Source organism: Psychroflexus salinarum (assembly GCF_042677225.1).
Lineage (GTDB): Bacteria > Bacteroidota > Bacteroidia > Flavobacteriales > Flavobacteriaceae > Psychroflexus > Psychroflexus salinarum.
Genome location: NZ_JBHTIV010000007.1, coordinates 1 through 12,685, shown reverse-complemented (window position 1 = coordinate 12,685; position 12,685 = coordinate 1). Strand labels below are relative to the sequence as shown.

The following is a 12,685-nucleotide window of genomic DNA, read 5'->3' as shown; positions in this document are numbered from 1 at the left end:
ATTAGCCATCAATTTGGTTAATATTAGTTAGTTTTTAGAAATCCTCTGAGCATAAAATTGCTCAGAGGATTTTTTTATTACTGTTTTACCGGACAAGAAACATGTTATGTCTATACTTCCATTTTCTTTCTTATTCATACAAACAAATGACAGTTTTAGAATAGAGTCTGGCTATGTCACTCTTATTGGTGGCATACAGAATCAATTTTTAGATGATTTATATAGCGACTCTTTGGTAGCCTCTGGTTTTATCGACAGACTTCTGTTTACAACTTTAATCACCCGCAACACAAAAATATCCGATCAGAAAATGTCTCAGGATGTTATTGACAATTATTGTGAAGCTATTACAGGTAGAAGTCACTGGTTCGAATCCAGTATGACCCACAGAAAAAAAGGCTCAATAGCCTGTTTTTTAATGCTTTAACTTTCCGATTCTTTCTTTTCTTTTAAATGTCGCTGATTTCAAAAACTTAGTAACACTGGCAAATTAGTTCTCAAGAACTAAAAGAAAATTAGTCATACCCCAATTTTTTAAATTGGATTTTGAAATTTTTCTATCTATTTTCAAAAACTTACCTGTTTAGAATAATTCAAATCATTCAATTTTATATAAAGAGGCAAGGATAAAAAGAAGCTGAAAAATTAAAATATGGACAGTCATCGAAACGAGTTTAAGAAAATCAGTATTCAAAACTTTTATGACTTTCACTTTTAAGGCGGGAATTACATACTCTTCGAACCTAGGATTTTTTTAATCGATTTTTTTTCATGAGCAATGGATGTGGAATTGCAAAAAAACTATTTTTTGGTTTTTCTGTCTCTTAAATATCTTGATTTCATTTATAAATGTATCCAAACGCATATAAAAACATTTTAATCCAATTAAAAATGAGAAAATCATTCAAAATGCCCCGTTTTTATTAAAATAACAGAATTTTAACTCAGTAATTACCAAATCTCTATTCTTCATTATTTATTTTTATTAAACATTATATAAAAATTGATTAATAAAAAAGAAGTGTGACTCCTAAATCAATAAAAAAAGTGTGTGAAACTTCCTAATTGAAAAATCAGAATAATCATTTTAATAAACCGTCTTGGATATTAAACTACTATTTGAAATACCGCATTATCAGAAGGAAAATTTCCCTTCTGAGGTTGCTCTGGCTGGAATGGTAGATGAAGAGTGGTGTAACTATTCAACTCAAGAGTACATCGATCAGATGAATAAAGTCAGTCTTGGTCTGTTGCACGCAGGAGTAAAAAAAGAAGAAAAAATAGGTTTGATTTCTTTTAACCGACCAGAGTGGAATTTTATTGATCTCGGTATTCAGCAGATTGGTGCCATCTGTGTTCCAATGTATCCTAACGTGGGCAAAGAGCAGTACAAATATATGCTCGAAGAATCTGAAGTCACAACCCTTTTTGTCGAGGATGAAGAACTTTATAACATGATTGATGACATAAAGGATGAACTGAAAAAGCTTAAACATGTTTATACTTTTAATAAAGTAAAGGGCGCTACGCATTGGACAATTATTACCGATGAAGCAAATCAAAAAAATAAAGAGGAGTTACTAAAGAGAAGACAAGGTGTAACAGAAAGCGATCTTGCTACCATTGTCTATACTTCCGGTACAACTGGCGATCCCAAAGGAGTCATGCTTTCACACGAAAATATAATGAGTAATGTAAAAGCCTGTTTGCCACTGCTGCCTATCGATGAAGGCTCCAAATCCTTAAGCTTTCTACCCTTAAACCATATTTTTGAGCGAATGTTATCTTTTGTTTATATGGCCTCCGGGGTAAGTATTTACTATACCAGAGATATTGATAACATAGCCCATTATATGAAGGAGGTAAAGCCTGATATTTTTACTGCAGTACCTAGATTGCTTGAAAAGATATACGAGAAAATAAAAAAGAAAGGGGCTGAACAAAATTTCATAAAGCGTGGCCTTTTCTTTGGCTCCATATGGATTGCAGATCAATATGAATTAAACAGTGGTAACGTCTTTTATAACTCATTTTTGAAAATAGCCGATAAACTGGTTTTCTCACAATGGAGAGAAGCTCTAGGAGGCGATGTAAAATTGATCATATCCGGCGGTGCAGCCTTAAATCCTAAGCTTGCTCGCATCTTCACCGCTGCCGGGCTCCCTATTCTGGAGGGGTATGGCCTCACAGAAACTTCGCCGGTAATTTCAGTAAACCGATGGGAACTGGAGAATAGAAAGCTCGGGACTGTAGGCAAACCATTGGAAAATGTTGAAGTAAAGATTTCTGAAGAAGACAATGAGATCCTGTGCAAAGGGCCTAATGTCATGATGGGGTATTATAAAAAAGAAGAGGAAACCAGGGAAGTTTTAAAAGATGGCTGGCTTTATTCCGATGATATAGGAGAGATTGATGATGACGGCTTTTTAAAGGTAAAGGACAGAAAAGACTCTGTTTTTAAGACTTCTGGAGGCAAAAAAGTGGCTCCTCAGCCCATAGAAAATAAATGTAAAGAATCTTCTCTTATAGAGCATATCATGGTGGTTGGCGAAGGTGAAAAGATGGTAACGGCTTTAATAGTGCCTGATTTTGAGAACTTAAAGGAGTGGTGTAAAGATAATGACATTGCTTATGATTCAAAAGAGAAAATCGTTGAAAATGAAACTGTTATTGAACGTTATGAGAAAATCTTAGAGAATAAAAATAGTGAATTCAGCCACGTTGAACAGGTCAAAAAATTTAGGCTTGTGCCGGCAGAGTGGACCGTAGAAAGTGGAGAATTAACACCCACGCAAAAGGTAAAGCGGCCGGTGGTTAAGGATAAACACAAGAAACTAATTGAAGAAATGTATAAAGAGGAATAGATGAATGATATCATAGAAAAAACATATTTCGGAATTTTACTGGAAGCGCCGGTTTGGGTTACACTTACTGGAGTCATTATCTTTATTTTGGTACTTGGCTACCGGGGAGCAGCACTCTGGCTTTGGAGCTTATTCACTTTGCTACTCCTTTGGGTGCTCGCCGCTCCCATATGGCTTTGTGTAGTTGCACTCGTTATTTTATTGATTTTTAATATAAGTTTTATCAGAAAAAATCTTGTCACCTCCCCATTGATGAATCTGGCGGATAAGATTGGCTTTTTACCTTCAATAAGTCCAACTCAAAAAATAGCACTGGAATCTGGTACCACCTGGATTGATGGTGAATTTCTGACTGGTAAACCTGATTTTAAAAGAATCAGAAATGAAAAATATGCGCTGCTTTCCGAAAAAGAAAAATCCTTTATTGATAATCAGGTTGATGAAGTATGCGCTATGCAAAGCGATTGGGAATTATCGCAAAAGAAGGATCTCAATGCTGAGGTGTGGGAATACCTTAAGAAAGAGCGTTTTTTTGGAATGGTTATCCCTGAAAAATACGGAGGTCATGGGTTTTCCGCATATGGCATGAATTCGGTGGTTACCAAGTTAGCCTCACGCTCAGTCTCAATGTCGGTGGATGTAATGGTACCCAATTCATTAGGACCGGCAGAATTACTTTTAAACTATGGGACCGATGAACAAAAAGACTACTATTTACCCAGACTTGCAGAAGGAAAAGAAATACCTTGTTTTGCGTTAACCGAACCAGAAGCTGGTAGTGATGCCGCAGGCATGCAGTCTGATGGAGAAGTTTTTGCAGACGATAATGGAGATTTATTTATACGCTTAAACTGGAATAAACGCTACATCACTTTAGCGGCTGTTTCTACTTTACTTGGATTAGCCTTTGATTTAAAAGATCCGAAAAATTTACTCGGAAAAGGTCAGAACCCTGGCATTACATGTGGGCTTATCCCTACAGATTTGCCTGGTGTAAGACTAGGGAGAAGACATAATCCACTTAACACCTTTTTTATCAATTCACCTACTGAAGGTGAGAACGTCATAGTTTCTGTAGATCAAATAATTGGTGGTCCTGAGCAGGCAGGTAAGGGGTGGAAAATGCTTATGGAAACCTTGGCCGGAGGAAGAGGTATTTTTCTTCCAGCTATGAATACAGGAGGAGCTAAACTGGCGGCAAGAGTTACCGGTAACTTTTGTGTCGTAAGACAGCAGTTTGGTTTGCCAATTGGACGCTTTGAAGCCATTGAAGAATTACTCTCTCCTATTGGCAGCTATGCTTATGCACTTGATGCTGTGAGTGCATTTACTTGTGGAGGCCTGGATGAAGGAAACAAACCAGCTGTCATTTCTGCTATCGTCAAATATAACAGCTCCGAAATCAATCGGCAGATTGTCAATAACGCCATGGATATTCTGGGCGGGATAGGTATTATTCTTGGGCCTAAGAATTTTATGGGCAATGCACATATGGCGGTTCCAATCGGCATTACCGTAGAGGGTTCTAATGTAGTGACCCGGAGTTTAATAACTTTTGGACAAGGGCTTATTCGTTCTCATCCTTACGCTCTTGAAGAACTGACGGCTTTGGAGGAAAAAAACATAACGCGTTTTGATAAGTCATTTTGGTCGCATATGAGGATGATAGTCAGAAATACATTTAGAGCGAGCTTACTCAATATGACCAGAGGTTACCTAAGTGGTCCTTACAATAGCCCGGTAGCCAATCATTACCGAAAACTAAACTGGGCCTCTGCAAATTTTGCTTTTATGTCGGATCTTATCCTAGGGCTGCTGGGGGGAGGCTTAAAAAAGAAGGAAAAACTTTCTGGTCGCTATGCTGATATCATTTCGTGGCTTTATATAAGCTCATGTGTGCTGAGGAAATACGAGGCCGATGGCTTTCCTAAAAAAGATAAAATCTTTGTGGATTGGATGATGGCTCACGGGCTTCATAAAATTCAAAAAAGTTTTGAAGGAATTTACAGAAATATTCCTGTTCCGGTAATTGGCGGCTTTTTTAAATACCCTATGTATTGGTGGAGCAGACTAAATCCACTAAGTCCTAAACCTTCTGATAAACTTGGCCATAAAGTGGCTAAAGCTATGCAATTTGATAAAGAAACAAGGGATAAACTCAGCGATGGAATTTTCATTCCAAAAAACCAGGAAGAGCAATTATACATACTTGAATATGCCTATAAACTAAGCATTGAAAGCAAAAGCATCTATGAAAAAATACGGGAGGCTACCAAAAAAGGAATCGTAGCAAAAAACAGAACAAAGCACTTAGCAGAAGAAGCTGTTGAGGCTGGAGCTATTTCCCAGGATGAATATGAACATCTAAAAGAACTTGAAGTCTGGAGAGAAAAAGCCATGTCGGTAGATGATTTTGACCTGACACAACTACCGGTAAATGTGTATGCTCCTCAGGAAAAGCCGGCAAATTCGAAAGATTAAATTAAAAATGAAGAAAATATGAGAAGAATTATAAAGAAAGTTGCTGTTTTAGGATCTGGCACAATGGGATCTCAGATTGCCTGTCATTTTGCAAACATAGGACTGAAAGTATTACTTCTAGATATAGTTCCAGAAGAATTAACCGATGAGGAAAAAGAAAAAGGATTATCACTAGATGACAAGAAGGTAAGAAACCGGTTGGCTGATGATAACCTGCAGAAAACATTAAAAATTGACCCGTCCCCTATTTATGAACAATCATTCGCCGATCAGATAAGCACAGGAAACTTTGAAGATGACCTTGAAAAGCTTAGCGATTGTGATTGGATCCTGGAGGCTGTTGTGGAAAATCTGGACATCAAACGGAAACTCTTTAGCAATGTAGAAAACTATAGAACAGCGGGGAGTTTAATTTCTACAAATACCTCTGGCATACCCATTGAAAGCATTATAAAAGAGCGTAGCGATGATTTTCAAAAGCATTTTTGCGGAACACACTTTTTCAATCCCCCGCGTTATCTTGAACTACTGGAAATCGTTCCAAGTGATAAAACTAAAAAAGAGGTAACCGACTTTATAGCTCATTATGGTGATGTCTATTTGGGTAAAACAACTGTCATATGCAAGGACACCCCCGCATTTATTGGCAACAGAATTGGCGTGTATGCAATTATGCTCACTTTAGAGCTCATGGAAAAACTGGATTTATCAATTGAGCAAATAGATGAACTTACAGGCAAAGCTGTGGGCAGACCAAAAACCGCAACTTTCCGTACGGCCGATCTCGTTGGGGTTGATATACTGGCTGATGTAGCCCAGGGTCTTTATGAACGGCTCGAAGATGACGAAGAGCGCGATGTCTTCAAAGTACCTCAATTCATCAATAAAATGATTGACAACGGATGGATCGGTGATAAAGTCAATCAAGGGTTTTACAAAAAAGAAAAGAAAAACGGAAGTACAAACTTATACACACTTCAGCCAGATAAGCTGGAGTATCGAGATAAAGAAGATCCGGATTATTTACTAGTTGAAGAGCAGAAAAATCAGGATAGTCTTAAAGATCAGTTTGAATCCTTCGAGGAAGGTCGGGCCAGTGAAACAAACTTCTTTAAGAAAATTTACCTCCAGGTCACAGGTTCTGATAATGATAAAGCGGTTAGGTTTTTCAAGGAATTTTACTACCGTTTCTTTGCTTACTGCTCCAAAAGACTGCCTGAAATCTCTGACGAAATTTATAAGGTAGATGAAGCCATAAAAAGCGGCTTTGGCTGGGAGGCCGGCCCTTTTGAAATATGGGATATGCTAGGGCTGAAGGAAACAACAAAAAAAATGAAAGAAGCCGGTCATCCACCTGCAGAATGGATTGATGTGATGATAGATAAAGGTGTTTCATCTTTCTACAAAACCGAAGACGGGCAGAAGAAATATTATGATTTCAAAAATGAAGAATACAAAACGGAGCCCTGGTCTGAAAATCTTATTTTTCTAGATAATTACAGAGATGAGCATACAGTCTGGAAAAATAAAGACGCTAATATTATCCATATTGGAGACGGTGTACTTGTTACTGAATTTACTTCCAAAAAAAACACAATTAATGTAGCAGTAATAGAAGCCATTAATAAGGCTATAGATTTAGCTGAACAAAATGAAGATTATAAAGCCCTCGTTATTGGTAATGAAGATGAGGATTTTTCGATGGGAGCAGATATTTCCATGATTGGTAAATACGCACTTATTCAAAACAAAAGTAAGATAGAAAAGGCTCTAAAGCAATTTCAGGATTTAATGTTGAGAATACGCTATTCTTCTGTACCGGTTATTGTCGCCCCGCGTGGTAAAACCCTAGGGGGAGGTTTAGAAATTTGTCTGTACGCCGATCGGGTTCAGGCAGCAGCCGAAACTTATATGGGGCTTGTTGAGGTTGGTGTTGGTCTGATACCGGCAGGAGGCGGAACCACAGCCATGGCCCGGAGAGCAACTATAGAAATGATAGACGAATCCCCGGATACACCACGAATACAGCAGTATCTAATGAATATTTCAAAAGCAGAAGTTGCTAAATCTCCAGAACAGGCGTTCAGTTTTGGATATTTAAGACGAAATATAGACAAGTTAAGCATGAATAAAAAAAGACTGCTCACGGATGCTAAAAGGCTGTCACTAGATCTGGCAGAGAATTACACGCCTTCGGTCAAAAAACCAAATGTCAAAGCACTAGGCAAAAACGCATTAAGCTTTTTTATAACCGGAATTGCCAATATGCATTTTGGTAACTACATGACAGATTATGACCGTGAAATTGTAGAAAAACTGGCTTATGTTATGGTAGGTGGAGAACTTAGCGGCAAACAAATGATCAGTGAAAATTACATGATGAAACTGGAGCGTGAAGCATTTACAGAGCTTGCAACCAATCTTAAAACGCTCGAACGTATGAAAAGTATGCTTTTAAAAGGTAAACCTAAAAGAAATTAAAACACTTAAAACATGAACACCTCATATATAGTATCAGGATATAGATCTGCAGTCACTAAGGCTGATAAGGGCAGTTTTAGCGAAATGCGCTCAGACGACCTCGCCGTTGCTGTCATCAAACATATGGTCAAAAATACACCTGGATTAAAAAAAGAAGATGTTGATGATGTCATAGTTGGCTGTGCCGTACCCGAAGCAGAGCAGGGCTTACAAATGGCTAGATGGATTGCATTGATGGCTTTAGGAAAAGAAGTTCCTGGAGTTATAGTAAATCGATATTGTGCTTCAGGTCTCGAGACTATTGCTATGGCTTCAGCAAAGATAAGCATGGGAATGGCAGACGTTATTATAGCCGGAGGCACAGAAAGCATGTCCCAAGTTCCAACTCGGGGTTGGAAGACTTCACCAAATCATAACATTACTAAAAGTCACTCGGAATACCTACTCAATATGGGAGTCACAGGTGAAGAGGTTGCCAAAGAGTTTAATATTTCCAGAACCGAACAGGACAAGTTCGGACTGCAATCACATCAAAATGCTATTAAAGCGATTAAAAATGGCTATTTCAAAGATCAGATTGCTCCAGTCGAGGTCGAAAGAATATTTGTTGATAATGAAGAAGAAAAAAGAGAAAAGAAAATCATAGAGGTAGATGAAGGCCCCATGGAAAACACCAATCTTGAAAAAATGAGCAAATTGCCCCCTGCTTTCAAAAAAAACGGAGTGGTTACTGCAGGAAATTCCAGCCAGAGATCTGATGGAGCTGCCTTTGTGGTTATGATGTCCGAAAGAAAAATGAAAGAACTGGGTCTTGAACCGGAAGCAAAATTAATTGGCTGTAGTGTAGTTGGCGTAAACCCAAGAATTATGGGCATTGGTCCAAAAGAGGCGGTACCCAAGGTGCTAAAACAAACTGGATTAAAGCTTGCAGATATAGACCTAGTAGAATTAAATGAAGCCTTTGCAGCCCAATCCCTTGCTGTGATTAATGAATTGGAAATGAATCCGGAAATTGTAAATGTTAATGGCGGTGCCATTGCATTAGGTCATCCACTAGGATGCTCAGGAGCTAAGTTAAGTATTCAAATTATTCATGAATTGAAAAGAAGGAATAAACGATTTGGTTTGGTAACGGCATGTGTAGGAGGCGGTCAGGGAATTGCTGGAATTATAGAACGATTGAATTAATTTACTTTGATGCTTAATATAAAAAAAGTCCAGTGAAACACTGGACTTTTTTAAGTTTAAACAATAAGTCTACAAATCGCTACCGATTGCTTTTTGAGATTCTTACTTTAATAAATAGATCTAAATCTCTGCTTTATCTTTTGTATATTCTGATGGTAACTGCATTGTACACAAGGCTTTCTTGTCTTTTTGAACTTTCTCATTGATGATTTCTCCAAAGTAAACGGTATGATCTCCCATATTTAAGCTTTTTACTACCTTACAGGTGAGATATCCAAGCGTGTCTTCTATAATGGCCTGATCGTTTTGCTTTTTGAAAGGTGCTCCATTTATCTTACCATCCTCAATAGTAGATTTTACACCGAATTTTTTTACATAATCTTTATGATCTTCTGAAAGTAAATGAATAGTGAAGTGCTCACTATAGTTTATCGTTTCATTTAGATCGCTTTTTTGCCCTATCGCAACGGAAATGATCTCCGGTGAGAAAGAAACCTGAGACACCCAGTTTACAGTTCCAGCGGCTATATAGTCATTTTCCTGTGTCTTAAGATTATCCCCTTTTTTCAAGGCTGTCATTACATAATATCCGTAAGTGAATTTGCTCGTTAGTTTACTCATAATTTTAATTGAATTTTAATTAATAAATGAACCTTAAGTGCAGGTACCTTTAGCTATAATTAATCCAAACGTTTGAATTTCTTTAAACGAACTTAATTACTATTAGCTCATTGACGCAACACAAGCACCTAAGGGTATAGCTTAAAATTACTTGAAATTTATAGATTATCTTGTTAAAAAAATGGCAAGATTGAGAAGTGAGTTAGTTTAAAATTCTGTAAAAACTTTAGAATAATGATTTTTCAGGAGTTTATCAAAAAAAAAGTATCATATGCTGAAAAGTAATTTTGAATCTAAAATCAGCTTTCATACGGTGAAATCAAACTGGGTTTGAACATTGATTGAGCTGTCATTTATTATGTATTTAAGATGAGCCCTGGCAGGTGTAAAACAGAATTATATCCACAATCCTGTTTAATAAATAGCATTTTATTTTTAATTGAATATCTAAGGCCTTAATTTTGATTAATGGATACTATTGAGCTCATTCTCCTTGCAATTGTTATTGCCTCCAATAACCTGTCCTTTTCTTTTGGGCTTGGTGCTTTGAACACCAAAACATATCACTTGAGGATTGTTTTTATTTTTACCATTGTGGAGTTTACTATTCCTCTGGTTGGTCTATTTATTGGACAACTTGTGAGTTCATTTATAGAGACCTATTCTGATATTGCAGGAGGATTGATTCTGGTAGCATTTGGTGTTTATACCATAATTTCTGCTTTTAGAACCAAAAAAGAAAGACAGGAGTCTCTGGAATTTATTACTTCTATAAAAGGCTTATTTCTGATAGCCCTGGGGCTGAGTCTAGATAATCTCCTGGTAGGTTTTAGCCTTGGTCTTGGCGGAATACACCCGCTAAAACTAGCAATATTTATTGCTTTCTTCTCTGGCTTATTTTCTTTTATCGGGTTGAAAACCGGCAAGTATGTAAAGGACATATTTGGCAAATACGTTCAGATTTTTGCCGGAGCTGTATTGATTGCTCTGGCGTTTATAAATTTCCTGGGGCTGCCTTTTTGAAGTTGCTGTATCTACCATCAATAGTCTTTCCCCATGTTCTGTTGGTTTTTAAAATGTTTCCCGAATCAATGTCATATTCCTGACACAGGCATAGAACCTTCACAGCTTCCATGAATTGATATACAATTATTGACCATATCTCTGTAGAGCACAAAATGGTATGACTGAAGTTTGAGAAAGTTGGTGATTTTTTGTCATGCGAGTGCACAATTCAAAAACCGCCAGGACTGGCGGTTTTTTTGTGGTTTAAGACACGGTAGTTTTAAGTGATTGCTTTGGTTTTAGGTGTATTTGTCTATGAGAATTTAATCTCACCTGTATCAAATTCAGAAGAAATAAAAGCTGTTTACCAGCGTATTGGGTTTGAATTATAGATTTTTGAGTTATATTGTATCGTTATTTTAATTCATCCTCTACTATGAAAATTGTTGTTTTGGAGCCTTTGAAACATAGGCAGATGTCGTGTGTGGCGATACGGTTTGGGTTTGATGCTGAACTAAAGTCTGCTTTGAATAGGCTTCCTGACTGTAAATGGACACAGACGCACAGGTGTTTTTATGTTCCTAATGTGGATGCTTCTAAACGGCGACTGATGCGGGTTTTGAAAGATACTAACTGGAAGGTGGATTACTCTGCCATGCAAAAGGCTAAAACTGAAAGTCGTGCTGAGCCTTTTTTGAACCCCCAGCACCTTGCCAGGCTTGAGGCTTATAAGCAGTATCTGGTGGGGCAACGCAAGAGCCCTTCTACTGTGAATTCTTATTCTACTTTTGTGGAGCTTTTCCTGAAGTTTTTTAACTCTACGGCTTTGACTGATTTGTCGAACAGATCGATAGAGCTGTTTGCTGAAAGGGTTTTGGCCAAGCGCAATTACAGCATAAGCTCTCACAGACAAGCGATGAATGCGCTAAAGCATTTTTTTGTTCTAAACAGTGATTTGAAAGTGCTGATTGAGAAGATTTCGATGCCAACAAAGGACAGAAAGCTGCCAGATGTTCTTTCTACGGAGGAGGTAATTTCTATTTTGCAGGCGACGCGTAACTTGAAACACCGGGCACTCCTTGGGCTAATTTATTCTTCCGGGCTACGCATTGGTGAGCTCCTGAAACTAGAACTGAAGGATGTGGATTTGGAAAGGCAATCAATTTACGTCAAATCTGGCAAGGGAAGAAAAGACAGACACACGACGTTGGGACAGAGCATACAGCCTTTGCTGGTGAATTATGTGCGAACGTACAAGCCTGAGCGTTTTTTGTTTGAGGGTGATGCGGGTGTGGCTTACTCGGCATCTTCGGTAAGGGCATTTTTGAAACGGAGCTGCCGTTTTGCGAAAATCAAAAAAAAGGTAACTCCTCATACCTTGCGACATAGCTTTGCTACACATTTGCTCGAAAATGGTGTGGATATACGCTATATCCAAGAATTACTTGGACATTCTCGCCCTGAAACGACTATGATTTATACACATGTTACGGAGCGCTCGATCAGCGCCATTCAAAATCCACTAGATGTAGCCGTAACAAAACATAAACAGTTAACGAAGGGGAATAAGCATATGGGATTGCTTCGTAAATCTTTGGAATAGGAGTTTATTTTATATGTTATTAAATTAAAAATTAGTTATATTTGAAATAGTAAAGCATCAAATTCAACATTATAAAAAGAGTACTCTTTTCTTCTGAAAGTAGTACTCTTTTTGTTTAAAAAGACTAGTCTTTTTAAACATTTCCTCTTGAGGAATTTCTTACAACCTCAAGAGGAAATTTATTTACGACTTGAGGTTTTTAGTTTATGAGCTGTTGAATTTTACGGATGAAGCTTATAAAGTACGATTAAGCACTAATTAGATCTTAAAATGAATAACACGAATTCGATAAACATGATGAAAATATGCGTTTATCCCGTGAATATTTCAAATAAAAGTGTATTTTTATCGACATATAACCAGTTGCATTTAATTGAGACGCCTTTTTGGAACGGCTGTAGTTCTGAAGATTTATAAGGATGATATAGGCACGTTAGTGCTC

At 37.5% G+C, this 12,685-nt stretch carries 8 protein-coding genes; 7 read left to right on the top strand and 1 reads right to left on the bottom strand.

Annotated features, from left to right (window positions below):
- Positions 1-106: 106 nt before the first annotated feature.
- From ACFQ0R_RS06905 to ACFQ0R_RS06885, 5 genes are all read left to right on the top strand, one after another.
- On the top strand, positions 107-427 hold the full coding sequence (locus tag ACFQ0R_RS06905; protein ID WP_379657653.1) for a hypothetical protein: 321 nt from the start codon (positions 107-109) through the stop codon (positions 425-427).
- A 673-nt stretch (positions 428-1,100) separates the two neighbouring features.
- A complete protein-coding gene (locus ACFQ0R_RS06900; protein ID WP_379657652.1) occupies positions 1,101-2,864 on the top strand; it encodes an AMP-dependent synthetase/ligase in 1,764 nt (587 codons plus the stop codon).
- Positions 2,865-5,345: an acyl-CoA dehydrogenase gene (locus ACFQ0R_RS06895; RefSeq protein ID WP_379657651.1), complete on the top strand. Its 2,481-nt coding sequence runs from the start codon at positions 2,865-2,867 to the stop codon at positions 5,343-5,345. It begins immediately after the preceding gene.
- An 18-nt stretch (positions 5,346-5,363) separates the two neighbouring features.
- Positions 5,364-7,826, top strand: coding sequence for a 3-hydroxyacyl-CoA dehydrogenase/enoyl-CoA hydratase family protein (locus ACFQ0R_RS06890; protein ID WP_379657650.1), 2,463 nt, complete (start codon positions 5,364-5,366; stop codon positions 7,824-7,826).
- Positions 7,827-7,838: 12 nt separating this feature from the next.
- Positions 7,839-9,014, top strand: coding sequence for a thiolase family protein (locus ACFQ0R_RS06885; RefSeq protein ID WP_379657649.1), 1,176 nt, complete (start codon positions 7,839-7,841; stop codon positions 9,012-9,014).
- Between the two features lie 120 nt (positions 9,015-9,134).
- On the opposite strand, the gene ACFQ0R_RS06880 is transcribed toward ACFQ0R_RS06885, so the two are convergent.
- Positions 9,135-9,635, bottom strand: coding sequence for a flavin reductase family protein (locus ACFQ0R_RS06880; RefSeq protein ID WP_379657648.1), 501 nt, complete (start codon positions 9,633-9,635; stop codon positions 9,135-9,137).
- A gap of 468 nt (positions 9,636-10,103) precedes the next feature.
- Here ACFQ0R_RS06880 and ACFQ0R_RS06875 point away from each other — a divergent pair, with 468 nt between their 5' ends.
- Together ACFQ0R_RS06875 and ACFQ0R_RS06870 are read left to right on the top strand one after the other, a co-directional pair.
- Complete coding sequence (locus ACFQ0R_RS06875) at positions 10,104-10,658, top strand: manganese efflux pump MntP (protein WP_379657647.1); 555 nt, start codon at positions 10,104-10,106, stop codon at positions 10,656-10,658.
- A gap of 418 nt (positions 10,659-11,076) precedes the next feature.
- On the top strand, positions 11,077-12,243 hold the full coding sequence (locus ACFQ0R_RS06870) for a tyrosine-type recombinase/integrase (RefSeq protein WP_379657646.1): 1,167 nt from the start codon (positions 11,077-11,079) through the stop codon (positions 12,241-12,243).
- Positions 12,244-12,685 lie beyond the last annotated feature (442 nt).